Genomic DNA, 24,052 nt, shown 5'->3' with positions numbered 1-24,052 from the left:
ATTTATCCTTTTAGATCAATCAATAGACCCCTAATTTCATCTAATTGTTTCAAAATCACGAAAGCGCTGTTGTTGGGAGAAAACATGGTTTTGGCAAGGAGATCCAATTTTTCATCCACAACCTTTACATAACGTACGTCTTTTTGGTCATTTCGTCCTCGTTGGGGCGCTTGCATGACCTTGTAGTTTTTTTTAAGGATAAGTTCTGCGATTTGTTTGATATGTTTTTTGTAGGATTCAAGGTTTCTGTGGTTGGGATCTTTGATGAGTTCCTTTTCCAAATCAGGTAAATCCTTCCAGAGTTCGTTAAGTTCTCTGGTTTCTTCTTTTCCAGAAGGAACAATGGATTCTAAAATATCTAAAAAACTTTGTTTGGATTCATCAACTGGTCCAAAAGAACCAGAGAGTTTTTCTTTGGACCCTTTTTTTGTCTGAGTGGAGACAGACTTAGGGTTGTTGTTTTGAATGATCATAAACCCGCCTAATGACGAGTGGGATTAATTGTGCATTTTCCGTGAAACACTACACCTTCTTCTACGATGAGGCGTGGAGTGACAATGTCTCCTTCCAATCGACAGCTAGAAAGTAATGTAACTCGTTCTGTTGCATAGATGTTTCCGCGGATTTCTCCTCCGGCAACCACCACTCTTGCTTTGATATCTGTATCGACGATTCCGGATTTTCCTATAAGTACCTTTCCGGTAGTTTCGAGGACTCCACGAAATTTTCCATCGATACGAATGAGGCCTGGGAACTTAAATTCGCCAACGAACTCGGCGCCTTCCCCAATGATGCTATTAACTAAAAATTCTTCTTCTGTAGATGGATTGGACATTATTCTTGAATTTGGTTGAGAAACGAAAACGGATTCAACGCTTGGGTACCAACATGTACTTCATAATGAAGATGGTAAATCGGATTTTCTGGTGATTTTCCAACATAACCTAAGATGTCACCCTTGGAGAGTTTTTCATTTTTCTTAACGCGAATTCTATCAAGGTTGGAGTAGATGGTTTTCCAACCAAAACGATGTGATAATTTTACGTAGTAACCTGTGGCTGGAGAGTATCCTGTATCAAAAACAATTCCAGGAGCAGTTGCAATGACTTCTGCACCAGGAAAGGATCCAATGTCTAGTCCTCTGTTGAGTTCTTCTTTTCCAGTGACAGGTGAAATATATTTTCCAAAAGGAAATAATACATAACCTTTTGTTGGCCAAATGGATGGAGTGTTACGAATGATACTCTTTCTTTTTTTGATGAGTTTGATGATCTCTTCAGAAAGTTCAGAGGATAATTTTAAATTATGAATGTCTTCTTTGATGCGAAAGGATTCGTCCGTGATGTCGGATTGAGGTGTTCCTTGTAATGCGAGAAATTGTCCTGCTTGTCCACCCATCCCTTTGGAAACTCGAGAAGGATCTCCGCCGAGTTTGATATAGAGGTTAGAAATTCTTTCGTAGTAGTATTGGATGGTTTCGTGAAGAGAGTTAACCTCTTCTTTCATCTTGGAAGATTGTCTGATAAAGTCTTTGTTTGTTAAATTGAGTTCTGTGAGCTGGTGGATGGATCCACTATGTGATAAAACATTCACAGCGCTGATCACAAGAAGCACTACCATGATTCCGATGAAGATGGAAATCGCTTTGTAAGATATAACAAAGTTAATGGTTCTACGATCGGTGTGAGGAATGACCATAATTGTCAGACGTTCACGACCTTTTTTGTCTAGGTCCTCGTAACGTTGGGATAACTTAAGCTTCCATTCCTGGACTTTATACCGTAATCGGTAAAAAATTAGATGTAGTCTTTGTTTTACTTCCACGTTCTCTTTTAGACCTTCGACTATTTAAACAAAACTTATCGTACCCACTATATCTTTCGATTGAATTTTCATTTTCATCCAGTGGAAATTACAAATCTTGCTATTTATGGGATATTCGACCATAGACACTCATTGCCACTTAGACATAATTCGAGAACAAGGCCAAGAGATTGAAGAAACACTGGCGAAATCCCGAACGGCTGGTGTAGACCGTATGGTCCAAATTGGGATTGATCTACCAAGTTCAATCGAAGCGGTTCGTATTTCAGAAACACATTCAAAAGATGATTTAGAGATTTTTTATTCGATTGGTTGTCATCCTACGGAAATTCATGAATTCCCTAATGCAGATCAAATTTTAGATTTAGCAAAATCCCGAATGGAAGATCCAAAATTTTCGGCGATCGGTGAGATTGGTGTCGATCTCTATCATGATGCTAGCACACGACTTGCACAGAATGAAGTGTTACGTAAATTTTTAGAATTTTCTTCTGAATATAAATTACCTGTAGTGATCCATTCTCGCGATGCATTTGAAGATACTTATGAAGCATTGAAAGAATATAAATCAAAAGCTTTTGGTGTGATTCATTGTTTTACTTATGATTATGAAGCAGCGAAACAATTTGTTGATTTAGGTTATTACGTTTCCTTTTCGGGGATCGTTACGTTTAAGTCAGCGACAGATATCCAAGAAGCTGCACGTAAAATTCCACTGGAAACCATTCTCATTGAAACAGATGCTCCCTTTTTATCACCCATGCCACATAGAGGCAAACGAAATGATTCTTCCCATTTACCATTTGTTCTTGAGAAGATGTTTTCACTTCGAACAGAAACCAATGCAGAAGTAGCAGATCGCATTTATCAAAATTCATTAAAATTCACACAAAGAAAGGCTTATCACCATGCTTGATATCAACCGTATTGTTCAAAACCCTGAAGAGTTACTTTCCACCTTACAAAAACGAGGTGTTGCCTCCACAGACATTGAAGCAAAAATTAAATCTATCTCTGAAAAACAAAGAAAGCTAAAACTAGAAGTGGAAGACCTTCGTGCTGAGAGAAATCGAGTTTCTAAAGAAATTGGAATTCAAAAATCACAAGGAAAAGATATCACAGAAATTTCAGCTTCGATGAAAGGAGTTGGTGATCAGATCAAAGCAATTGAAGAAGAACTGACTAAACAGGAAGAATCTTTGCATGATTTGAATTTAGGGCTTCCAAACTTACTAGATCCATCTGTTCCAGAAGGAAAATCAGAAGCAGATAATGTACTTGTCCGACAGTGGGGAGAAGTTCCTAAACTTTCCTTTGAAGCTAAAACCCATTTTGATATCGGAGAGGTTTTGGGAATTTTTGACTTTGAGCGTGGAGTTAAACTTTCCGGTGCGAGGTTTTATACCTACCGTGGACTTGGTGCCAAATTAGAAAGAGCGCTTATGAATCTCATGCTTGATACCCATACTTCTGAAAATGGATACGAAGAGATGTGGGTTCCCGTCCTTGTAAACGATGAGTCGATGACTGCCACAGGACAACTTCCTAAGTTTGCTGAGGATTTTTACAGGCTCGAAAAAGACGGACTCAATTTGATTCCCACTGCGGAAGTCCCACTCACCAATTATTACCGGGATGAAATTATTTCAGAAAAAGAATTACCAATCTCTGTTTGTGCACATACATCTTGTTTTCGGAGAGAGGCAGGGTCTTATGGGCGAGATACACGTGGTCTTGTGCGAGTACACCAATTCCAAAAAGTGGAACTTGTGAAGTTTGTAGAACCGGAAAATTCGCAAAACGAACATGAAAAAATGCTCCAAGATGCTGAATCTATTTTGCAAAAATTGAAACTTCCCTACCGTGTGATGTTACTTTGTAGTAAGGATATGTCTAGTGCCTCTTCCAAAACCTATGATATTGAAGTTTGGATGCCTGGACTTGGTCGTTTTATGGAGATTTCCTCTGTTTCTAACTTCAAAGACTATCAAGCAAGACGGGGAAAAATTCGATACAAGTCAAAGGAAGGAAAAAACCTGCTCGTCCATACTCTGAATGGTTCCGGTCTTGCGATCGGTCGAACACTCGCTGCAGTGATCGAAAACTACCAATCGGCGGATGGAACCTTCCAAATTCCGGATGTATTGAAACCATACATTCGTTAGAAATTTAGGGCAGATGACCGAGGTGTCAAATGCCCTATTCGCTTCTATCCCAGCCGTTCAAGAATAAAAAATCAAACTTACTTCAATCTGTATTTGTAAAGCGGGGTGTTTATACGCAATGCAGATACTCGCTTTGTTCGGGGGAATATGCGTCCCACGTAGAAAAGATGATAAATGGTGGTTATGCGAATAGCGGATATCTCCTTCCTTACTTTTTTCCCCATACCAGCAACCATCCGGGTAATATGCGTGATTCGTTTATTTCCAAAAATATATTCCAAGGAATGCCTGTGATTTTTAAATCTCTATTGAATTTTAGATTTTCCAATTTTATCACCATTCTATCCTTTTGTCTTTTTTTCTCCCTACCGATGGTTGCTCAAGTGCAACCTAGCGAAGCAAGTCTCGTGGTAGCTCCTATCCAAGGACCGATCAATACTGAATTCCAAGAATTTGGCCCAACGATGACTCCTGATGCCAAAACTTTGTATTTCTATTCCAAACGTTCTAATCGTGGTTATACGGAAATTTTTAAATCGGAACGAAAAAAAGATGGGACTTGGGATTTTCCAGAGGAAGTGGATGTTTTGAATTCTCCATTTGATGACCAAAGCCCATTTATCTCTCGGGATGGAAAAACTCTACTTTTGTCATCCAATCGAGATGGTTCCGTAGAAGTGGTGTTACCTGATGGGAAAGTGGGTATATCCAGAGATTTGTATGTTTCCAATTGGGATGGAAAAAGTTGGAGTAGTCCTGTAGCATTGCCCGCTCCTATCAACACAGAAGAAATAGAAGAAAATCCACATTTACTCGGTGACACTTTACTTTTTACCAGATATCCATTTGGAAAACCAAATTTGGCAAAAGTATATTTTAGCCAATATATAGGAGAGAAATGGTCTACTCCAAAACTTCTACCATCACCAATTAATGATAATTATGCGACAATTGCGGTCGCTTTTAATGACGACGGCAGTATTCTTTTCTTTTCATCAAATCGTCCAGGGGGAAATGGTGGGTTCGATTTGTACATGGCAAAGATAGATGGGGATTCGTTTAAGGATGTCGAGAATTTAGGTGCTCCTATCAACTCAGTTGAAGATGAAGCTTACATTGTATTCCAACAGGTAAAAAAAACATTTTTGTTTTGTCGCCGAGTGGAAGGAAGGTCGTTTGATCTTTTTACTGCATCAGTTCCGAAGCAAGAAAACATAGTGCAAAAGAAATTGGAAGAAACGAAAAAAATCTCTTTGGATTCGGTTTACTTTGAAAGAGCTTCGTCCATTTTGAGACCTGAATCTTCCGTGCCTTTGGATGCTATTGTTGACTATCTCCATGAAAATTCAGATAAAAAAATGAAGGTTATTGGCCACACAGATCTAACAGGAACTTTTGAAGATAATATGACACTTTCAAAAGAAAGGGCAGATTCCGTTAAACAATATTTAGTCTCTAAAGGTGTTGATCCAAAACGAATTTTAACAGAAGGGAAAGGACCAACCCAGCCAATGCTCCAAGGCACGGATGAGGCCTCCTCTAGAAAAAATCGTCGAACCGAATTTGTCCTAATCGATCCTTAATTTTTCCTTGCCGTTTCCATTTCCGAAGAAAAGGTAATGGGGATGTCACCTCTTCTAAGGATCCAATACATTGGGTTTGTATCCCTTTGGGCATTTTTTTTCACCGCTTCTATTTCAGGTGAGCCGAGTCAGGTTTTGGAAAAAATTAAAAAAACCAAAACACTGACTGTTTCAGTAAATGAATTTTATGATCCATTTTATATTGAAAATCCCAATCCGAATTTTCCCGGATTAGATGTGGAACTTGCCCAAGAGTATGCAAAATTTTTAGATGTTGATTTAAAAATTATTCCTCTTCGCACTTTTGATCAACATGCTAGAATGTTAGAGAAAGGTGATACACAAATTGCAATGGCTGGAATTTCATCTTCCATCAATCGTTTTAGAGATGTATATTTTACAGATCCTTATTTAATTTCGACACCGGCTGCTTTGGTGAATCGCACGGCACTTCCACCTGAGCCAGAAGGTCAGATAGTCACAGTCCAATTGTTTCGTAATTTGAATGACCTAACGAATATTACAGGAATTTCCTATTCGGTCCTTGCAAATAGTTCCAATCATCAATTTTTACGAGATGCATTTCCTAAAGCACAAATCTTTTCTTATTTCACAAATGAAGCTGCACTAAATGAATTAAAAAAAAATAATGTGAATGCTTTCGTAGCGGATTCCTTTTATATCCAAGCACTATTACAAAAGGACTCTTCACTTCGTGCGAACTATTTGCCTATTCTCGGAGTTGTGCAAGAGGACCATATCAGTATGGCTACAGCCAGACGAGATGTAGAATTTCTTTATAACTTAAATTTTTTTATCAAAGAACTGAAGCGAACCGGCAAAATTCAAGGATTGATAAACAAATATTTTAAATCCAACCAATGGGTTAAAAAAGAATAACAACGAATGTCATTACGAAATTTATTTTTATTTTATCTAATTTTTCTTTTGATACCTTGCAGTGTTTTGATTGCACAAGAGGAAGAATCACAAAGAACTTTTATGAATTTTAATGGATCTTTTCGTGTTCGTGCAACAAATGTTGGAAGAGATGTCTTATTAGAAAGAAAAACACCAGTCACTCCAATTACCAATTTAGAAAAGGAAAATACAGAACGTCTCCAATCAGAACAACAAACCATTCAATCTGATTTAGAGAGGAGACAACAAGGTTTACCAAGTCAAATCACTCCTAGAAAAGAAGACGTTAGTTATTACGATTCACGTTTTTTATACAATATGAGTTTCTCTGCCAACAAATATGTAGAGGGAGTTTGGGGGATGCAAGTTGGTGATATTCCATTTGGAGGGAAAGGTTTAAGGGCAACTGGTCCAGATGGTTTTGACCCAGGTCTGGTAGGACCAGGGTCTGGTGGAGAAAGAGGTCGAACCGCTGCGGTGAATGTCCAAACAAACTTTCTATATTTAAATTTTCGAATCCCTGAATCGGGACTTTTTATCAAAGTAGGCCAACAACTTTTTAGCTCTGCACAAGGTAGGGTTTTATTTTCCACTGGAACAGGAGTGAGTATCCTTAAAAATTTCCAATTCTTACGTTTGTCTTTGGAAGGTGGAATTTTGCGAGCACGCGACCAAAGCTTTATGGACGTTGATAAAAATGGATTTGCGGACAAAAATTACCAAAGTTCGAATATCTATTACAATCGATTGAAATTTGAATACTTTCGAAATATCCGTAATGAAGTGTATGCTTACTTCTTAGATGATAATGATAAGTCTGATAATGAAACAGCAAGACTTGCATGGTATGGAATGCATAACGAATTCAATTTTCAAAAGTTTTCCTTTATCGTTCATGGAATATTGAATACGGGAACTGTAAAAAAATTACGAGCCGTTACCGATTCAAATGATGTTACAATTTATAATACAACGCAAAGATATTTTATTAAAGGTGGTATGTATGATTTTCAATTTACATATCGCTGGAGTGAATCGCTTAACTTTAACTTAATTGCACTTGGCACTACTGGTAGACCAGGTTATGACGAAAAAGGCCACGAAGCCAATTTAAAAGGCAATGGATATCGTACTTTAGCACCAGGGTTTTCTATTTCAAATATAGCAACCGACTTTACCGGTGGTTATGCATTGTTCAATGGTTCCAGTTTTTCTGGTTTGAATGAATATGGATTTTATTCTAATATAATCGCCTTCGGTCCTTACCAATTTACTTTAGGTTACTATCAACTTTGGGCGACAAAATCACCGGAGATTCGGATCAATCGGGAGTTTAGTGAACTCAATGGATATAGAACATCCACTTATATGGGGATGGAATATAATTTTAACATTCGTTATAACGTTACATCTGATTTCCAAATCATTTTTAGATCTGGATATTTTGTAGCTGGAGATGCCTTATTTGTTTTGCTTGATTCAAAATATGGACGAATCCTAAGAGAAGGATTTATCGTATTCGAACATAGGTTTTAATTTTTTTGTCCGAATCTACTTCGGTTTGTTTAGCTAAAATTTATCCTAAATGTTTTGAAAAAAAATAAGAATATATCTTAGAGAAATCAAGTTCAGTTTAAAGTGTTAATCTTGATTTAATCGCTTTTCCCAAAGTGTATTGATCAGAATATTCCAAAGTGCCACCAATAGTGATCCCATGAGCAATCCTTGTGATTTTAATGTCCATTGGTTTGATCACAGTCGATAGATAAGAGGCTGTCGCATCACCTTCGAGTGTTGGGTTGGTTGCGATTAATACCTCTTTTACTTCTCCATCCTCTAATCTTTGTATTAGCTGGCGAATCCGTAATTGGTCAGGTCCAATTCCATCTAAAGGAGAAATGGCACCATTGAGTACATGGTACTTACCAACATATTCTTTTGTATTTTCAATAAAGAAAATGTCTTCTGGTTGTTCGACGACGCAGAGTATTCCGTTGTCTCTTCTATCAGACAAACAAATAGAACAAACAGGGTCTTCTGTCAGTCCGCCGCATTCATCACAAAATCGTAGTTTGGTTTTCGCTTCTTCGATATTAGACAACCAAGCACGAAAAGTTGAAGGATCCATTCGTAAAATATGAAATCCGATTCTTGTAGCACTTTTTTTTCCTATTCCGGGAAGGCTAGAGAAAGATTGGATTAGTTTTTGGAATTGTGGATCAGACAGGAGGAAACCCTCCATCTTTTTGCATTTGGTTGAAAACACCTTCAAAGTCACTAGGATTGAAGCCGAGAACATTTTTCATTTCATGAGCCATGGTTTCTTTTGCTTTTCTTTGCACTTCGTTTGTGGCAGAGAGGATCAAATCTTCTAACATTTTTTTATCATCAGCATTGAACATGATGGGATTGATATTGAGGTTAGTGAGTATACCGTCCGCAGAAGCAGTCACTTCTACCATACCGGCACCTGCAGAGGCAGTGACTCGAATCTGTGCTAGACGTTTCGAAAGTTCTTCTTGTTTTTCTTTGATATTGCCGAGTTGCGAGAAAGCTTCTCGCATTTGTTTCATTTGCTCAAAAATTCCCATACGTACCTTTGGACTTATAAATTCTTAAATTGGTTGGGATCAACTTCCATCCCGGAGAACTTTTCTTTCAAAAGTTTTTCCATATCCTCTGGGTTGGACGGCGTCGCGGCTGCTGGTTTCGGAGGGATTGACTTTGGTTCCGAAGTTTGTTTTGTCTCTACATCGAAATTTGGTTTTGGCTGCGATGGTTGTTTTATTTCCGGTTCCCGATTCTCTATTGGTTTTTCCGAAATTGTTTGTGCTTGTTGCATGTTCGCTACAGTATTTTGTTTTTGCGTAACAGTAGTAGTCGCTGCGGTAACCACTTTTTTTGCAGACTCTAAATTGTCTGGAATATGAGAAATGTCACCTTGAACCAGTTTGGTGAGCTCAGATATTTTTGCTAAAAGTCCTGATACACTTGGTTTCTCTCGATCCAAGATCAATTTTCGAAATTGAATTTCTAAATAAACTTTCATCTCGTAAGAACTTCGGAGTTTCATCAGATTCAATTTTTCATGTACGGCAAAAATTCTTTCAGCGAGTAAAACCAAAACTTCACGGTCCAATTCTCTATAGTTTTGTTTTAATTTTTGTAAGTCTTCTTGAGGGATATTGATGGATTCTCGATCTGCTAAGTTGTCTTTAATCAGTAATAGAGAATTTAAAAATTCGATAAAGTCCCATACAAACTTTCCTAGATCAATGCCTGCTTGGAAAAGATTTTCCAGTGTTTCAAAAATTTGTGCACTTTGGGAAGAATCTAATAATTGGTTTAAAAAATCAGTAAAGGTATCAATTCCATGATACCCAATCATCTTTCTTAGTTTGACGCCTGTTAGATTGCCATCGGTGAAAATAACAGCTTGTTCCATAAAGGAAAGTGTATCTCGAACAGAACCGTCCCCTTTTTTAGCAATCCAGAACAATCCTTCGGAATCATACTTTAGGTTTTCTTTTTCACAGAGAGTTTCGATGTAGTTTTGTAAAACAGTAACAGGAACTTTTCTAAAATGAAAGTCTTGGCAACGCGAAAGGATGGTTTCTGGAATTTTATGGTATTCGGTAGTTGCTAAAATAAAAACAACATGGGCTGGCGGTTCTTCTAAAGTTTTGAGAAGAGCATTAAAAGCCGCTCCACTCAGCATATGCACCTCATCCAAAATATAAACGCGATACTTCCCACCCATCGCATTGAATTTTACATTCTCGCGTAACTCTCGGATATTATCCACCCCGCTATTGGAAGCGGCATCAATTTCAAATACGTCATTCGAATTTCCTTTTGTGATTTCTAAACAAGAAGTACAATCGTTACAAGGCTCAACCCCATCTGGGCGTTCGCAGTTGAGACGTTTGGCCAAAATTCTTGCGATGGTTGTTTTACCAACACCACGAGGGCCAATGAAAATATAAGCATGACCAATCTTCTTTGATTTGAATGCGTTTTGTAAGGAACCAACAGCAAGGTCTTGGTAAATTACATCGCGAAAGAATTGGGGTCTGTATTTTCGAAAGAGTACTTGGTGGTTTTCGCTCATGGAAGTCCGTGTTTCAAAGGATAGGAGATAAAAATTGGTGAATCACTTTGATCTTGGAAGTTCGTATGTTTGAGGCAATGAAATATTTATGAAGGGTATGGATATTTTCTTCTGAAATTGGGGGAACAGATTTGAAAAGGCTAATGTAAGGACCAGGAGAGATTTTCCATTAGTTCAATTCAGAGTGGAAATCGAACTTAGGATGGAAGGAAATCGGTGTAGAACCTGGCGGAGAGACCGGGATTCGAACCCGGGGTGCTTTTGGCACACATGCTTTCCAAGCATGCACAATAGACCACTCTGACATCTCTCCAATGGTTTCTACTGGCTTCCATAAAATGAAACGGTCAAAAGAATTCTACCTTTTCTCTTTGAAAAAACTCAGAAATTCAAATTTTATGTGGGACCTTGGGATGAGGGTACACTTCGGAAAATGATTCAATAAATAAATAGATTCGGTTGTATAAGAAGAAATTCCTTCCCCTGGTTTTGCCGGAACAAAATAAACCACTTCTGGAATTTTTACCCTCAAAATGGCACCAGCACAAAGTAAACAAGGTTCGAGAGCCGTAATCAAAATATGATCGGTAAGATATCGACCTTCCGTTTTCGAAAGAGCCTCTTCGATTGCTAAAATTTCGCTGTGTTTTGTAGGATTTAATGTTTGTTCGACGGAATTAAAGGCTGCAGAAATTACTTTTCCATTTCGTGTGATGATTTCTGAATAAGAGGGAATTTCTTCTGGGTGGTTAGAAATGGCTTCTGTGTAGCGGCCAAGAAACGATTCGAATGCTTCCACGCGCGCCCAAGAGGATTTGAACCTCTAACCTTCTGATCCGTAGTCAGATACTCTATCCAGTTGAGCTATGGGCGCAATGAATGCTTGAAGCATTTTTACCCAGTCCAAAAGAACGGGTATCTCTATGCTTTTTTTTAAGCGGATGGAGTAAATCAAAAATCCAGAAATTCCTAGATAAAGTAGTACAGAAAGTAAGTGAATGGTTGCAGCCAAATATAGACCTACGAAGGGCAAAACGGATACAACTTGTGCGAAGAGAAGGATCAGTAAGAACAAACAAGTATTAACTGCAGAATACAAACAAACAGTCACAAATTCCGGAACATTTCGTTTCCAAGTGAATACGGGAACCCAAGAAAAATACAGAGGTAGAACTGCTAAAATTTTTGCCGCTTCATCTGTCAGTAAGTAGGCCTTGAGTGTCTGGATTTTTTCTTTGATTTGGGCGGTATTCATGGCGGTATCAACGGAGACGCAGGGATTCGAACCCTGGGTACGATTGCTCGTACGACGGTTTAGCAAACCGCTCCTTTCGGCCACTCAGGCACGTCTCCAGCGACTCGGAGAAGGTAGGATTCGAACCCACGGTGGGATTACCACGACGGTTTTCAAGACCGCTGCTTTAGACCACTCAGCCACTTCTCCAAGAGTACCTATCCGTTATGTTAAATGCGAGTGCAGTGTCAAATGAATATTCAATGAATGGTTCTAGAGAATGGAAAAGTTGCGAATAAAACTAGAAAAGTGGGTAAATGGTGGTTTCTGTTTAGCGCACCACGAGGGTCATGCTGTCTTTGTTGAGGGTGGAATCCCGGGAGAATTGGTAGACATAAGTCTTTATAAGACTGGAAACAAAGAATGGTTTGGAACTGTTTCGGAAGTGATTGAACCGGCTGAAACGAGGATCACATCAGATTGTTCGGTTTTTATGGAATGTGGAGGTTGCAGTTATCGCCATATTTCCTATCAGGATGAGATCCAAATCAAAACATCACTTTTAGAAGCAATGTTTCCCGAATGGAAAGGGAAACTCGAAGTGGTGATCGGGCCAGAAAATCAATACCGAAACAATGTGCAGTGGCAATCCAATGGAAAAGAAATTGGGTATTTTGCAAAAAATAGCCACCGAGTCATCAATGAATCTCAATTTGTTTGTAAAACTGTCGATAAACGACTGTTATGGGCTGAAATTCCCCAAGGGATTAAAAAGTCAGTATCAAAACAAAAATCGATCCAACTTAGACTTTCTTCCAAATCCGTTGTCAATTATGAAAGAGACCAGACTGAAATTGTTTTTTTTAATACAAAACTAAAAGTTCCCGAACGTGGATTCTTTCAAATCAACAGGTTTCTTTTAGAACCTTGGTTAGAAAAAATCAAATCCTTATTACCAGATTCTGCACAAATTTTAGAGCTTTTCTGCGGTTGTGGCACTATTGGAATATCAATACGGGAAAAAATTGCCTCTCTGTATGGGATGGAATCTCATGAAAAAAGTATTCGTTATGCAAAGGAAAATGCGAAAACAAACAATGCATTGCAGTTTGAATATGAAGTCTGTGATTTGTATCAAAAACATTTACCGAAACATGCTGCAAAGTTTCCGATATGGATTGTGAATCCACCGAGAGCTGGACTTTCCGACGGAATTGTGGAATCCGCTTCTTTATTTGCACCAAAACAAATTGTATATTCTAGCTGTAATCCAAGCACACTGAAAAGAGACATTACAAAACTAGAAAAGATAGGTTATCAATTGCAATATGTGGGGTTGTTTGATTTTTTTCCAAGAACCCAACATTATGAAGTTCTGGTAAGTTTAAAAAAATAACCAACAACTCACAAACCTAAATTTGTGAGTTGGATGAATCCAATTTCTGTTATTTTTCTTTTGTTGTGATTTTAAAAGGAAGATAAGCTGGGCAAAATCCGATAGCAGAAGTTGCGATCATTACAAGGCCGATTGCAAACAAAACGATTGCTGTTGTTCCTTCTACGACCCCACCTAAATAAAGACCACCTAATACCAAGCCAACGACCACTCGAATGATTCTGTCATAAAGACCCATATTTTGAAACATATTCAATCTCCTTAAAGAACGTTTGACGAAAGAAAGTGAATGGATTCTTATTTATTTTTTTGTAACCATTCTAAAATCAATTTAGTCACTTCATCTCTTTTTTCCCAATGTAAGAAATGTCCTGCGTGATCGAAACCAATTTTACGAAACCCACATGGAAAGTCTGATTCGTCGAGCAAGTGTTCGAATAAATTTTTATGAAAACATCCATCGCTTAGTCCATAGAGAATTTGTGTGGGTACTGTAATTTTTGAATCCAAAATTCCTAAAATACTTTCCCGACCGGATTCAGTGAAAAGATCATTTAAGTTTCTATAGTAAGAAAGTGCAGAAGATAAAATTCCCGGATTTTGGAAATTTGCTTTAATCTCAGCTAAATGGTCTTGGTTTGGAGTATATCCGGGTGACCAATCTTTCCATAAAAAATCAACTAAAGCAAAATCATTGGTTCGAATTGTAAGTTCTGCTAAAAAAGGAATTTGGAATAGTAAAACGTACCAGGAATGAATTGTTTGTTGGGGTGCCCAAAGAAAGGAATCTTGGTAGGTTCGAAGTAAAGGGACTCCTAGACTTGTGATGGATTTGATACGATTCGGATAATACATCCCTGCAGCATAGGCAATGACTGCACCCCAATTGTGGCCTACGAGATGTACTCGGTCCCAAAGTCTATCCTCCATCCATCCTAAAATATCATCAACTAAATCGACCACATGTAATTTATGTGCATGAGAAATTGTCGACGGTTCATAGCCTCGCATAACAGGAGCAATGCATTGGAAACCCTTTTTACCAATCACTTCCATAATGGGTGCAAAAGTTTTATGGTTATCTGGAAATCCATGTAGGAAAAGAACAGGTTCTCCTGTTCCAGTTTCTAAGGTGGTAAATAAAGTGGATGAATTTCTAATTTCCGAATGGTGCATTGTTATTTACCAACTTCTCTTTTTTATACGTCGTCCGAAAGAATTGTAACACAATCTCTCTTGTATCCAAGTCCTTACTTAAGTATCCGTATTGTTTTTCATTTTGGTAATAAAAACCGTTTGGCCAAATATGACCGCCACCAGGAATCAAATAACCTTCTACAATTTGGTCAGACGAACAATCCGTGAATTTTGTGTATTGGATGTCTCTTTTCCAAAATTTGTTCATATGTCTTTTTTTGGATTTTGTTTCCTCTTTGCAGGAGAAACTTGATGTCCAATATTCTAATGATTCTAAATAGGAAAGAACATCGCCTGCGGCAATTCTTTGCGATTGGTTATTGGGATCAGCAGGGATGGAAACGGTTCCTCCTTGGTAGGGAACTACATCATCGGACATTCCCATAATGAAACCTATTGATTTTTGTGGAGGAGGTTCACAAATTTCTTTTAATCCCCTGGATGTCACTGCTGCCACAGAATAACCTGAGCTAAACAAATCAGGTGCTTCGCATAACAAACGTTGAGTCATAAAGCCACCATTGGAAATTCCCACTGCATGAATTCGATTGTAATCAATGGAATGTTCAGAATCCAAGTGACGAATCATATCTCGAAAGAAATCTACATCTTTTGTATTTCTTTTGTCTGTGATGGAATGAGGAATTTTTCTTCCATCATTCCATCGGTTTGCATAACCATCTGGATACACTGCAATGAATCCATATTCCTCTGCTTTTTCAGACATTCGAGTGAGATAAATCATCCCTTCCCCAGTTCCACCGCCACCATGTAATAGAAATACCACTGGCAATTTGTTTTCATTTATTTGTTTGGGAATGTAATAGCGAAAGGAACGTAAGATTCCATCAGATGAGATAGATTGTAGTTTGTGTTCTTTAACCGGAACAATCGAAGGTAGCGATTTACAGAAAAATAAAAATGAAACCATAATCAAAAGTAGGTATAACTGAATCTGAACAAAAATCCGCTTCATAAAAATAAAGATTCAAAGGATCTGATGGTTTCTGTAAACTTTGGATCACCTTCTAGTGGATACTTTGGATGAAATTCTTTATCAACTGTGGGATCATAAGGACCAGACTTTCCTTCAAAACAAACTGCTGTTTCCGACAAACAAACCAAACTATGCCAAACACCGGGTTGTAAATCAATCCCCCGTTTTGGACCAGTGGCTGAAAGTTTATGATTTTCTTTTACTTCGCCGTTTTCATCAAAAATCAAAAAACCAATTTCTCCTTCGAGGATGATGAAGGTTTCGGGTTTTGGATCCGACAAATGTCTGTGAGGTGGAATGTATGTATCTTTTGAAAGAACGTTTAAGAATCGTTGGTACACTTCCTTTTGTTCGTGGAAGTTAAAATTAGTACGTTTTCTTTCTGCGTTTTGGGCTTTTTTAACGAGAGTTCCGATTAAGTCGGAATCAATGACTTGTATTTCCTGCAAGTTGACCTTCCAATTCCTGCTCGATGAAGGCTAACATATCCGGAACACAGGCCGTACAAGTATCAGCCGCTCCCATCTCGCGGGCGACTTCTAGTATAGGGCGGTTTGTATCTTTGACAACATTTAAGATAGATTCAAAGAAAACTTCTGCACAGTGACACTTGATCATGGTTCTGAGAATCAGTCTCTAAGCTGGCAAACGGTACGACAAGAATTTTTTTGACCCAATGGGTGCAAAAATTTCGCGGAAATTCAGTAAATGTGAATCAGGTTTTAGCCTTTTTTTCTTTGAGGATTGGTTCGTACACCCGTTCCAAGTTTTGGATGGCCAACTTCCACTGGAACCTAGCCGCATTTTTTTCCCCTAAACTTTTGAGTGCATTCAGTCGTTTTGAATCTTTCAGTAATGCGAGTAGTTTGGTTTGGAAGGAATGGGAATCTTTGGGATCAAAGGATTCGTAACCATTTCCTAAAACTTCTGGTAAAACGCTGGCGTTGGATGAAAAGACGGGAGTGCCAACACTTTGTGCTTCCAAAACGGGGAATCCAAACCCTTCAAACAAAGAAGGATAGAGAAATACTTTTGCACCTTGGTACGCCAGAGGAAGTTCTGCATAAGGCAGATGAGATAAAAAATAAATCTGATCGGGATATCTCTTTTGGATTTCTAAAAATTCTTCTGGGATTTCTTCCTTAAGGCCACCCACAACTAACGGTAATGAAAGTTTCTTTTTTTCCCAAAGAGATTCTAAATTGGATAATAAAAATGGAAAATTTTTATGAGTTTTTCCAATTCCCACAGTAAACAAATAAGATTTGGGAAGTTTGTTTTTTTTAAGAAATTGTGAAAGTTTCGTAGATGGTTGTTTGGAAAATTTTTTCAAATCAATTCCATTGTAGACTACAGAAATTTTTTCTTTCGAATATCCAAAACTTTTTACTAAATCTTCTTTCGTGTATTCCGAAACAGTGATGATTTTGCGAGCAAACCATTTGATCCAACGAAAAACAATTTGCATATACACTCGTTTGACGAGAGAGCTATGTGCGGCCTTAAAATGATAAGGAATCAGATCGTGAATGGTAACAATGCATTTATGAATGTATGGAAAGGGAATGTTAAAATGAGGTATGTCCAGAAGATCCATCTCGGCCATTCTCGGGTGACCTAAAAATTCTTTTGGAGAATAGATACTTGTTTTGTATTCAATGATACTTGCGTGCCGAGGAAGATTGTATTTTTTTAGAATCCTAGGATCACCAAAGATAAACAGATCGGCAATCTCATTGGAAATGGGCCAAAACTTCAAAATATGTTGGATCCGAATCCCAATCCCTGAGTTTTCGATCATCCGTGCATCGTATCCAATTTTTAGCCGCATTCGTTATTGATTATGTCCTTTAGAATTAATTTAAAAAAAGGAAATGTATCTTTTCCTTCGAAGTCAAGTCTAGTCAAATTAGTAGTATATATTCTGCATTCATAATTTGGGATGTAGGATAGGCGGAACGATCAGACAAAAGGAATCGGATGGAAAACTTAATCGAAGAAATCCTAAAACAAATTGGTGAAGATCCTTCAAGAGAGGGTCTTGTGAAAACGCCCAACCGTGTGAAAAAGGCTTATGACTTTTTGACCAGTGGGTATAAGGCTGATTTGAATCATATTGTGAATGGAGCGATCTTTGAAGAAAGCACAACCGGTATGGTTTTGGTAAGAGATATCGAGATGTATTCTTTATGCGAACACCACTTACTTCCGTTTTATGGAAGAGCCCATGTAGCTTACATTCCGAATAAAAAAATCATAGGAATCAGTAAAATTCCAAGGATTGTCGATGTGTTTGCCCGTCGTCTCCAAGTACAGGAACGTCTCACAGACCAAATCGCCCAAGCCATCCAAGAAACTTTGGACCCACTCGGCGTGGGTGTTGTCATCAAAGCTAAACATTTATGTATGATGATGCGTGGAGTGGAAAAACAAAACTCAGAACTCTTTACATCTAGCCTACTTGGTCTATTCAAAACAGATCCCACCACTAGGAGTGAGTTTTTGGATTTGATCCGAACCGGTTCCCATTAAGTTCAATTTTTAAATTCAAATTTTCAGATTCATGCTGGACTTTTTTAAAAAAAAGTTCAGCATTCTTTCTCTAGAGGGAATCTATGCCGAAAGAAAGAATCGTGGCACCGTCCAAAGACTTCGCAAAGTTAGCGAACGTTAGTTTAAAAGAATACAAAACAAAATACAAAGAATCCATTGAAAAACCGGAAAAATTTTGGGCCGAACAAGCAAAGCGCCTAACTTGGTTTAAAAAATGGACCAAGGTTCTCAAACACGATTTCGCTAAGGCCAAAGTGGAATGGTTTGTCGGTGGGAAACTCAATGTTTCCTATAACTGTTTAGATAGACATTTAGATTCTTCTCTAAAAAATAAAGCCGCTCTCATTTGGGAAGGAGACAACCCTGATGAATCGAGAGTCCTTACATACCATGACCTCCATCGCGAGGTGAATTACTTTGCAAATGTTCTAAAAAAATTCCATGTAAAAAAAGGAGACCGGGTTCTCATTTACCTTCCTATGATTCCAGAGCTTGCCATTGCGACACTGGCTTGTACTCGCATTGGAGCAGTGCATTCTGTTGTCTTTGGTGGATTTTCTCCAGAAGCACTTCTTGGTCGAATTGAAGATTGTAAACCAACACTAGTGATCACGGCAGATGGCGGGTATCGCAGTGGAAAACCAGTCGAACTCAAAAAAAATGTCGATGTTGCCTTAGAAGAAAGTAAATACAAGGTAAAAGATGTAATTGTTGTTAAGCGAACAGGGGATGAAGGAAACCTAAATTGGAAAGAGGGTCGAGACCACTGGTATCACTACCTAATGAAAGAATCCGATATCAAAAAAGAATGCACTCCTGTGCCGATGGATTCCGAAGATCCGCTTTTTATTCTTTATACTTCTGGTTCGACGGGAAAACCAAAAGGAGTCCTCCATACAACGGCCGGGTATCTACTTGGTGCCAATCTCACCTTTGCCACCATCTTTGATTATAAGGAAACAGATACCTATTGGTGTACGGCAGACATTGGTTGGATCACAGGACACAGTTATATTCTTTATGGACCATTATCAAATGGTGCCACCTCTCTCATGTTTGAAGGGGTTCCTAGTTATCCAGATGCCGGTAGGTTTTGGGATGTGATCGATAAATACAAAGTCACTGTATTTTATACAGCACCGACTGCCATCCGAGCTCTTATGCGAGAAGGAATTGAACCTATCAAAAAAAGATCTTTGGCATCTTTACGTCTTCTTGGTTCTGTGGGTGAGCCCATCAATCCAGAAGCTTGGGAGTGGTATCATACCAATATTGGAAAATCAAAATGTCCGATTGTCGATACTTGGTGGCAAACAGAAACCGGATCCATTATGATCTCTGGTGTTCCTGGTGCGATCCCACAAAAACCAGGTTCGGCGAGTTGGCCATTTTATGGAATCCTACCAATCCTTGTGGACAATGAAGGTGTGGAGATCAAAGACAAAGGAGAAATCTCTGGAAACCTATGTATCGCCAAACCTTGGCCTTCCATGATGCGCGGGGTGTATGGAGATCCAAAACGATTCTTTGATACCTACTTTTCACAATTCAAAGGTTATTACTTCACAGGTGATGGTGCCAACAAAGACAAAGATGGATACTTTCGGATCACAGGACGAGTCGATGATGTTCTCAATGTTTCGGGACACCGCATTGGATCAGCCGAGGTGGAGAGTGCTCTCGTTGAACATAAATCAGTTGCCGAAGCAGCGGTGGTAGGATTTCCACATGATATCAAAGGCCAAGGAATTTATGCCTATGTGACTGTGAAACATGGTGTGAACACCAACGATGCCTTAAAAAAAGAACTGATCGCTATGGTGGAAAAAGTGATTGGTAAAATTGCAAGACCAGAAGTCATCCACTGGGCTCCGGGACTTCCGAAAACCAGGTCAGGAAAAATCATGCGCCGAATTTTAAGAAAAATTGCCAATAACGAATTTGATACTTTGGGAGATATCAGCACTCTAGCTGATCCATCCGTAGTACAATCGTTAATTGATGATAAAAAGAAATTCCATAGTTAAAATTAGATTTTTGGTACTTTCAGTTCTTCTTCCTTCGTTGAAAACTAACTAGGAAGAAGATGGTTTTAAAATCACAACTTCTTTTAAGAGCTGGGTCTTGCTTGTTTAAAGATCCTGCGGGAGGGCAGAAAAAACTCCCATCACCCGCAGGAATTCCGTTTCTTCAAATTCCATATCACGGTCTTTTAATTTTTGACGATACTCTTTTGCTTTGGTTGTATCTCGTTTGGAAAACCAATGGATACAAAATAACAAATACTCTCTATTTTTACGATACGTGTTTTGGTGGTTTTCTAATTCGGTAGCCGTGAGTTTGTTTTGGTTTTTAAAATCTTTCACCAAAGAATCGATGGCAAGGGTGTCTCTATCTTTTCCAAGATTTGCATAACTTTGACGAATGAGAAATAAAATCTCTCCAGCATCCGAATCTGGATAAAATTTCAGTAAATTGTAAAATCCTCTGCGAAATAAAGACAAGGCTTCTAGGTATCTTTGTTTTTCTTGGAGAAACACTCCGTAGCGAGTGAAGTATCTTGTTTCATTCAAAAAAATGGTCGTGGTCCATTGGTAAGCTTGTTCTAAAAGTTCGGATTCTCTTCCTCTTCTGGCAAGGATCAAGGTTTCGTACATTGTCTCTTCCCTGGGAAAATAAACCAAATACCGCAAACTCAAATCATCTGCTTCTTTCCATTTTTTGTTTTTAATATTTTTCAAAAGACTCGCTTGTAAGGCATCTTTTTCAGAAACAAAAGTTTTGTCTGATTCTAAAAATTGCATATAGGATTCGTAGTCCGATTCCAAACCAAGTTGTCTAGATAGAATGGCTGCAGTATACAATCTGTACTTTGCATTGGGTTTTTGTTCTAAATACAATTTTGTATAGAACAAAGCCTCTTTTTGTTTTCTTTCTTTTTCGTAAAAATCGGCGACATACAAAACCAAGTCCAATTGGTCTTTTTTCTTTTTAATGGATTCTTCATAGGCATGAATTCCGTCGAAGACTTGCCCAAGTTTCATATGGGCACGTGCGGCTAAATTATAGTAGCGAAAGTCTGGATCTGGATTTAATTCTTTGGCCTTGATAAGAAAATCGAAGGCTTTGGCAGGGGTTTCTTGGACAATTTTGTCTTCTGCCATCCGCAAAAGATCTTCGTATCCATAAAAAACTTTAACAGGGTTTAGAACCTCTGGTTCTGCTAAATTTGGACTGGAAACCAGAAATAGACTTGTTACCAGAACACCAAATTGCCATATTCTCCTAGACCGAAGTATCATCTATGGATTCTCATCGGTCATCTTCTAAATAATCTTAGAAATTCAAATAAACAATCTCAAAGAGGATCTCATGAATGTAGAGTTAATCATCATCGTCATGGCACTAGTTTCCATTGTCACGGCGATATTCTACGCAGCTCGGGTGGTTCGCATCCAAGTGGGCGCAGGCGGTGGTAGCGAAAAAGAAACCGCTAAATTGAAAGAAATCTCCGCAGCAATCGCAGAAGGGGCTATGGCCTTCCTTCTCAGAGAATACCGAGTCATTTTGCTATTTATCAGTTTCATGACGGTTCTCATCTATTTACTTTTGGATAACCCAAAAACCGAGTTCAACGAAGGAATTTATACAGCCGTTGCTTTCGTTTCTGGTGCCCTCATTTCTTGCCTTTCTGGTTTTATTGGAATGAAAATTGCGACTGCTGGTAACGTTCGCACCGCAGAAGCCGCAAAAACTTCTCTATCTCGTGCCTTCCGAGTGGCATATGACTCTGGAGCCGTTATGGGTTTCGGACTCATTGGTCTTGCTGTTCTTGGAATGATCGGACTTTTCCTTCTTTTCACAGGAACAAACGTAGGTGTTGCCAAACACATCCTTATGGAATCACTTGCTGGTTTTGGTCTGGGTGGATCTTCTGTTGCACTCTTTGGTCGTGTGGGTGGTGGTATTTATACCAAAGCCGCTGACGTTGGTGCTGACCTTGTAGGTAAGGTAGAAAAAGGAATTCCAGAGGATGATCCTCGTAACCCAGCAACCATTGCTGATAACGTAGGGGACAACGTCGGTGATATCGCTGGTATGGGTGCTGACCTTTTTGGTTCGGCTGCGGAAGCCACTTGTGCGGCTCTTGTGATTGGTGCAACAGCATCCGCTCTTGCTGACAATAACTCTGCTCTACTCTATCCACTTTTGATTTCTGCGATTGGAATCCCGGCTTCCCTATTAACTACTTTCTTTGCTCGAGTGAAAGAAGGTGGAAACGTAGAAAAAGCTCTCAAACTCCAACTTTGGATTTCTACATTCATCGTAGCCATTGCACTTTATTTTGTAACAGACATCTTTATGATCGATAGTTTCCAAATCGGAGACAAAACCATCACTAAGTGGAATGTTTTTACATCAGTCGCATTAGGTTTGTTTGCTGGTATGTTCATTGGTTGGATCACTGAGATTTACACTTCTCACTCTTACAAACCAGTGCGTGAAGTAGCAGATGCTTGTGATACTGGTGCTGCCACAAACATCATTTACGGTTTGGCACTTGGTTACAAATCCACTGTAGTTCCTGTGATTCTACTAGTGATCGTGATTGTTGTTTCCAATATCCTTGCGGGTATGTATGGAATTGCGATCGCTGCTATCGGTATGATTTCTACCATTGCGATTGGTCTAACGATTGATGCTTACGGCCCTGTTTCTGATAACGCGGGTGGAATTGCTGAGATGGCAGAACTTGGAAAAGAAGTTCGTGATAGAACGGACAACTTGGATGCAGCGGGAAATACCACTGCGGCCGTAGGAAAAGGTTTTGCGATCGGTTCTGCTGCTCTTACTTCCCTTGCTCTATTTGCAGCTTTTATCACAAGAACACAAAATGCTTCTAAAGAAATGGGTGAAGGTGCGATTGATTTAACTTCTATCGAACTTCTTGATCCTTTGGTGTTTGGTGGTCTTCTTTTCGGTGCGATGCTTCCTTTTATCTTTTCTGCAATGACAATGAAGTCGGTAGGAAAAGCGGCTCTTGATATGGTAAAAGAAGTTCGTCGCCAATTCAAAGAGATCCCTGGTCTTATGGAAGGAAAAGCAAAACCAGAGTATGCTAAGTGTGTAGACATTTCTACTTCTGCTGCGCTTCGTGAAATGATCCCTCCAGGTCTTCTTGTTCTTCTTAGCCCGATTGTTGTTGGGTATTTGTTTGGTGTGAAGTCGCTTGCTGGTCTACTTGCTGGTGCACTCGTTTCTGGTGTGGTTCTTGCAATTTCTTCTGCTAACTCTGGTGGAGCCTGGGACAACGCTAAAAAATACATCGAAAAAACTGCTGGTGGAAAAGGTTCTGAAAAACACAAAGCTGCGGTTGTGGGTGATACAGTAGGAGATCCGTTCAAAGATACTTCTGGACCTGCGATCAACATTTTGATTAAACTAATGGCGATCACCTCACTTGTGTTTGCTGAGTTTTTTGTAACAAAAGGTGGGATCATCTTAAATTTCTTTAAATAAAGAAATCTTTCGAGATCACAAAAAGTCTGGTGGAGAATTCCTTTGGAAGCATCTACCAGATTTATTTTCCTTTAATGGAAACAAAAAGAGCCGGCGGAAACGTCGGCTTTTTTTATAGGGTGGTAAAACTAAAACTGGTGTTTGTGCCGAGAGTTAATCCAAAGATAGATTGGATGTTTTGGTTTAGTGTGATGGTATACGTTGTACCCGTGATTAGGGCACTTGCCGGGGTAAGGGTTATGGTTCTGTTGGAAGCTCCTCCACTAAGACTTGGACAAGATGGAGAACAACTAATATTGGTATTGAGTGAGGTGGATTCAATGGCTTGGGTCATCACAATGGTGATTGTAGGATTTAAGGAAATACCTGTAGCTCCATTGCTGGGATTTGTTGATTCAATGGTAAAGTTGGCTGAGGTCTGTGTGACCAATGGAAGCACCAAAACTCCCAATAGAGATGGCTGTGGCTCAGGGAGACAAGTCAGGGAGGAAAAAACAAACAGGATTGAAATTTGAATTTTCTTCCACATACTCATTGGTTCTAGATTTAGT

At 38.9% G+C, this 24,052-nt stretch carries 25 protein-coding genes and 4 tRNA genes; 10 read left to right on the top strand and 19 right to left on the bottom strand.

What is annotated here, in order from left to right:
- Positions 1-2 precede the first annotated feature (2 nt).
- Genes EHR01_RS14695 through EHR01_RS14685 form a run of 3 tightly spaced genes read right to left on the bottom strand, consistent with a single transcriptional unit; the run spans position 3 to position 1,824 of the window.
- A complete protein-coding gene (locus EHR01_RS14695; RefSeq protein ID WP_135695720.1) occupies positions 3-473 on the bottom strand; it encodes a YaaR family protein in 471 nt (156 codons plus the stop codon).
- Between the two features lie 8 nt (positions 474-481).
- Positions 482-835 carry a bactofilin family protein gene (locus EHR01_RS14690; RefSeq protein ID WP_002972551.1) on the bottom strand — a complete coding sequence of 118 codons (354 nt, stop codon included), beginning with the start codon at positions 833-835 and terminating at the stop codon, positions 482-484.
- Complete coding sequence (locus EHR01_RS14685) at positions 835-1,824, bottom strand: M23 family metallopeptidase (protein ID WP_100788911.1); 990 nt, start codon at positions 1,822-1,824, stop codon at positions 835-837. The genes EHR01_RS14690 and EHR01_RS14685 overlap by 1 nt, the downstream gene beginning before the upstream one ends.
- A 106-nt stretch (positions 1,825-1,930) precedes the next feature.
- Between EHR01_RS14685 and EHR01_RS14680 the strand changes: the two genes are divergently transcribed.
- From EHR01_RS14680 to EHR01_RS14660, 5 genes are read left to right on the top strand one after another with little or no spacing between them, the layout of a single operon-like run.
- Entirely contained in the window at positions 1,931-2,740 is an 810-nt protein-coding gene (locus EHR01_RS14680; protein ID WP_208721791.1) for a TatD family hydrolase, read from the top strand.
- A complete protein-coding gene (gene serS / locus EHR01_RS14675) occupies positions 2,733-3,989 on the top strand; it encodes a serine--tRNA ligase (RefSeq protein WP_135695716.1) in 1,257 nt (418 codons plus the stop codon). The genes EHR01_RS14680 and serS overlap by 8 nt, the downstream gene beginning before the upstream one ends.
- 29 nt (positions 3,990-4,018) lie before the next feature.
- On the top strand, positions 4,019-5,572 hold the full coding sequence (locus EHR01_RS14670; RefSeq protein WP_135695714.1) for an OmpA family protein: 1,554 nt from the start codon (positions 4,019-4,021) through the stop codon (positions 5,570-5,572).
- Positions 5,573-5,614: 42 nt separating this feature from the next.
- On the top strand, positions 5,615-6,472 hold the full coding sequence (locus tag EHR01_RS14665) for a substrate-binding periplasmic protein (RefSeq protein ID WP_135695712.1): 858 nt from the start codon (positions 5,615-5,617) through the stop codon (positions 6,470-6,472).
- A gap of 6 nt (positions 6,473-6,478) precedes the next feature.
- Entirely contained in the window at positions 6,479-8,029 is a 1,551-nt protein-coding gene (locus EHR01_RS14660) for an alginate export family protein (protein ID WP_135695710.1), read from the top strand.
- Between the two features lie 97 nt (positions 8,030-8,126).
- Here the strand turns inward: EHR01_RS14660 and recR are convergent, their stop codons facing one another.
- From recR to EHR01_RS14630, 6 genes are all read right to left on the bottom strand, one after another.
- On the bottom strand, positions 8,127-8,735 hold the full coding sequence (gene recR / locus EHR01_RS14655) for a recombination mediator RecR (protein WP_135695708.1): 609 nt from the start codon (positions 8,733-8,735) through the stop codon (positions 8,127-8,129).
- Complete coding sequence (locus EHR01_RS14650; protein ID WP_208721813.1) at positions 8,713-9,078, bottom strand: YbaB/EbfC family nucleoid-associated protein; 366 nt, start codon at positions 9,076-9,078, stop codon at positions 8,713-8,715. Before EHR01_RS14650 ends, recR begins: the two co-directional genes overlap by 23 nt.
- Positions 9,079-9,098: 20 nt before the next feature.
- The gene (dnaX, locus tag EHR01_RS14645) at positions 9,099-10,604 is read right to left on the bottom strand and encodes a DNA polymerase III subunit gamma/tau (RefSeq protein ID WP_135695704.1); all 1,506 of its coding nucleotides are present in this window, start codon (positions 10,602-10,604) and stop codon (positions 9,099-9,101) included.
- A gap of 226 nt (positions 10,605-10,830) precedes the next feature.
- Positions 10,831-10,917, bottom strand: a tRNA-Ser gene (locus tag EHR01_RS14640).
- 45 nt (positions 10,918-10,962) lie between these two features.
- Positions 10,963-11,403, bottom strand: a complete 441-nt coding sequence (locus tag EHR01_RS14635; protein ID WP_135695702.1) for a nucleoside deaminase — start codon at positions 11,401-11,403, stop codon at positions 10,963-10,965.
- Position 11,404: 1 nt separating this feature from the next.
- A tRNA-Arg gene (locus tag EHR01_RS14630) sits at positions 11,405-11,478 on the bottom strand.
- Positions 11,479-11,602: 124 nt separating this feature from the next.
- Here EHR01_RS14630 and EHR01_RS14625 point away from each other — a divergent pair.
- The gene (locus EHR01_RS14625) at positions 11,603-11,815 is read left to right on the top strand and encodes a hypothetical protein (protein WP_135695700.1); all 213 of its coding nucleotides are present in this window, start codon (positions 11,603-11,605) and stop codon (positions 11,813-11,815) included.
- A 55-nt stretch (positions 11,816-11,870) separates the two neighbouring features.
- Here the strand turns inward: EHR01_RS14625 and EHR01_RS14620 are convergent.
- Both EHR01_RS14620 and EHR01_RS14615 read right to left on the bottom strand, forming a co-directional pair.
- Positions 11,871-11,957: transfer RNA gene (locus tag EHR01_RS14620), tRNA-Ser, on the bottom strand.
- Between the two features lie 7 nt (positions 11,958-11,964).
- Positions 11,965-12,048: transfer RNA gene (locus EHR01_RS14615), tRNA-Ser, on the bottom strand.
- A gap of 70 nt (positions 12,049-12,118) precedes the next feature.
- Here EHR01_RS14615 and EHR01_RS14610 point away from each other — a divergent pair.
- A complete protein-coding gene (locus EHR01_RS14610) occupies positions 12,119-13,234 on the top strand; it encodes a class I SAM-dependent RNA methyltransferase (RefSeq protein WP_135695698.1) in 1,116 nt (371 codons plus the stop codon).
- 49 nt (positions 13,235-13,283) lie between these two features.
- Here the strand turns inward: EHR01_RS14610 and EHR01_RS14605 are convergent, their stop codons facing one another.
- From EHR01_RS14605 to EHR01_RS14580, 6 genes are all read right to left on the bottom strand, one after another.
- Positions 13,284-13,484, bottom strand: coding sequence for a YgaP family membrane protein (locus EHR01_RS14605; protein ID WP_004785076.1), 201 nt, complete (start codon positions 13,482-13,484; stop codon positions 13,284-13,286).
- A gap of 47 nt (positions 13,485-13,531) precedes the next feature.
- Positions 13,532-14,410 (bottom strand): alpha/beta fold hydrolase, encoded by an 879-nt coding sequence (locus tag EHR01_RS14600; RefSeq protein ID WP_135695696.1) that lies wholly within the window; start codon positions 14,408-14,410, stop codon positions 13,532-13,534.
- Positions 14,391-15,407, bottom strand: a complete 1,017-nt coding sequence (locus EHR01_RS14595) for a CE1 family esterase (protein ID WP_135695693.1) — start codon at positions 15,405-15,407, stop codon at positions 14,391-14,393. The genes EHR01_RS14600 and EHR01_RS14595 overlap by 20 nt, the downstream gene beginning before the upstream one ends.
- The gene (locus tag EHR01_RS14590; RefSeq protein ID WP_135695691.1) at positions 15,404-15,877 is read right to left on the bottom strand and encodes a WbuC family cupin fold metalloprotein; all 474 of its coding nucleotides are present in this window, start codon (positions 15,875-15,877) and stop codon (positions 15,404-15,406) included. Before EHR01_RS14590 ends, EHR01_RS14595 begins: the two co-directional genes overlap by 4 nt.
- A complete protein-coding gene (locus EHR01_RS14585; protein WP_100743687.1) occupies positions 15,855-16,046 on the bottom strand; it encodes a (2Fe-2S)-binding protein in 192 nt (63 codons plus the stop codon). The genes EHR01_RS14590 and EHR01_RS14585 overlap by 23 nt, the downstream gene beginning before the upstream one ends.
- A gap of 97 nt (positions 16,047-16,143) precedes the next feature.
- Complete coding sequence (locus EHR01_RS14580) at positions 16,144-17,229, bottom strand: glycosyltransferase family 4 protein (RefSeq protein WP_135697375.1); 1,086 nt, start codon at positions 17,227-17,229, stop codon at positions 16,144-16,146.
- Positions 17,230-17,408: 179 nt separating this feature from the next.
- Between EHR01_RS14580 and folE the strand changes: the two genes are divergently transcribed.
- Together folE and acs are read left to right on the top strand one after the other, a co-directional pair.
- Positions 17,409-17,960 (top strand): GTP cyclohydrolase I FolE, encoded by a 552-nt coding sequence (gene folE / locus EHR01_RS14575; protein ID WP_135587995.1) that lies wholly within the window; start codon positions 17,409-17,411, stop codon positions 17,958-17,960.
- Positions 17,961-18,043: 83 nt separating this feature from the next.
- Positions 18,044-20,008 (top strand): acetate--CoA ligase, encoded by a 1,965-nt coding sequence (acs, locus tag EHR01_RS14570; RefSeq protein ID WP_135695689.1) that lies wholly within the window; start codon positions 18,044-18,046, stop codon positions 20,006-20,008.
- 105 nt (positions 20,009-20,113) lie between these two features.
- On the opposite strand, the gene EHR01_RS14565 is transcribed toward acs, so the two are convergent.
- The gene (locus EHR01_RS14565) at positions 20,114-21,283 is read right to left on the bottom strand and encodes a tetratricopeptide repeat protein (protein ID WP_135695687.1); all 1,170 of its coding nucleotides are present in this window, start codon (positions 21,281-21,283) and stop codon (positions 20,114-20,116) included.
- Between the two features lie 70 nt (positions 21,284-21,353).
- On the opposite strand from EHR01_RS14565, the gene EHR01_RS14560 reads away from it, so the two are divergent.
- Complete coding sequence (locus EHR01_RS14560; protein ID WP_135634539.1) at positions 21,354-23,501, top strand: sodium-translocating pyrophosphatase; 2,148 nt, start codon at positions 21,354-21,356, stop codon at positions 23,499-23,501.
- 112 nt (positions 23,502-23,613) lie between these two features.
- On the opposite strand, the gene EHR01_RS14555 is transcribed toward EHR01_RS14560, so the two are convergent.
- Positions 23,614-24,036 (bottom strand): Ig-like domain-containing domain, encoded by a 423-nt coding sequence (locus tag EHR01_RS14555; RefSeq protein ID WP_208721790.1) that lies wholly within the window; start codon positions 24,034-24,036, stop codon positions 23,614-23,616.
- Between the last annotated feature and the right edge of the window lie 16 nt (positions 24,037-24,052).

Source organism: Leptospira mtsangambouensis (assembly GCF_004770475.1).
Lineage (GTDB): Bacteria > Spirochaetota > Leptospiria > Leptospirales > Leptospiraceae > Leptospira_A > Leptospira_A mtsangambouensis.
Note: the sequence above shows the minus strand (reverse complement) of the source record. Positions and strands in the feature narration are given on the sequence as shown.

Bases quoted from the DNA above. Each gene is read 5' to 3' on its own strand.
- EHR01_RS14695 (WP_135695720.1), bottom strand. From the start codon at position 473: ATGATCATTCAAAACAACAACCCTAAGTCTGTCTCCACTCAGACAAAA.
- EHR01_RS14690 (WP_002972551.1), bottom strand. From the start codon at position 835: ATGTCCAATCCATCTACAGAAGAAGAATTTTTAGTTAATAGCATCATT.
- EHR01_RS14680 (WP_208721791.1), top strand. From the start codon at position 1,931: ATGGGATATTCGACCATAGACACTCATTGCCACTTAGACATAATTCGA.
- serS (WP_135695716.1), top strand. From the start codon at position 2,733: ATGCTTGATATCAACCGTATTGTTCAAAACCCTGAAGAGTTACTTTCC.
- EHR01_RS14670 (WP_135695714.1), top strand. From the start codon at position 4,019: ATGCCCTATTCGCTTCTATCCCAGCCGTTCAAGAATAAAAAATCAAAC.
- EHR01_RS14665 (WP_135695712.1), top strand. From the start codon at position 5,615: ATGTCACCTCTTCTAAGGATCCAATACATTGGGTTTGTATCCCTTTGG.
- EHR01_RS14660 (WP_135695710.1), top strand. From the start codon at position 6,479: ATGTCATTACGAAATTTATTTTTATTTTATCTAATTTTTCTTTTGATA.
- recR (WP_135695708.1), bottom strand. From the start codon at position 8,735: ATGGAGGGTTTCCTCCTGTCTGATCCACAATTCCAAAAACTAATCCAA.
- dnaX (WP_135695704.1), bottom strand. From the start codon at position 10,604: ATGAGCGAAAACCACCAAGTACTCTTTCGAAAATACAGACCCCAATTC.
- EHR01_RS14625 (WP_135695700.1), top strand. From the start codon at position 11,603: ATGGTTGCAGCCAAATATAGACCTACGAAGGGCAAAACGGATACAACT.
- EHR01_RS14610 (WP_135695698.1), top strand. From the start codon at position 12,119: ATGGAAAAGTTGCGAATAAAACTAGAAAAGTGGGTAAATGGTGGTTTC.
- EHR01_RS14605 (WP_004785076.1), bottom strand. From the start codon at position 13,484: ATGTTTCAAAATATGGGTCTTTATGACAGAATCATTCGAGTGGTCGTT.
- EHR01_RS14600 (WP_135695696.1), bottom strand. From the start codon at position 14,410: ATGCACCATTCGGAAATTAGAAATTCATCCACTTTATTTACCACCTTA.
- EHR01_RS14595 (WP_135695693.1), bottom strand. From the start codon at position 15,407: ATGAAGCGGATTTTTGTTCAGATTCAGTTATACCTACTTTTGATTATG.
- EHR01_RS14585 (WP_100743687.1), bottom strand. From the start codon at position 16,046: ATGATCAAGTGTCACTGTGCAGAAGTTTTCTTTGAATCTATCTTAAAT.
- EHR01_RS14580 (WP_135697375.1), bottom strand. From the start codon at position 17,229: ATGATCGAAAACTCAGGGATTGGGATTCGGATCCAACATATTTTGAAG.
- folE (WP_135587995.1), top strand. From the start codon at position 17,409: ATGGAAAACTTAATCGAAGAAATCCTAAAACAAATTGGTGAAGATCCT.
- acs (WP_135695689.1), top strand. From the start codon at position 18,044: ATGCCGAAAGAAAGAATCGTGGCACCGTCCAAAGACTTCGCAAAGTTA.
- EHR01_RS14565 (WP_135695687.1), bottom strand. From the start codon at position 21,283: ATGATACTTCGGTCTAGGAGAATATGGCAATTTGGTGTTCTGGTAACA.
- EHR01_RS14560 (WP_135634539.1), top strand. From the start codon at position 21,354: ATGAATGTAGAGTTAATCATCATCGTCATGGCACTAGTTTCCATTGTC.
- EHR01_RS14555 (WP_208721790.1), bottom strand. From the start codon at position 24,036: ATGAGTATGTGGAAGAAAATTCAAATTTCAATCCTGTTTGTTTTTTCC.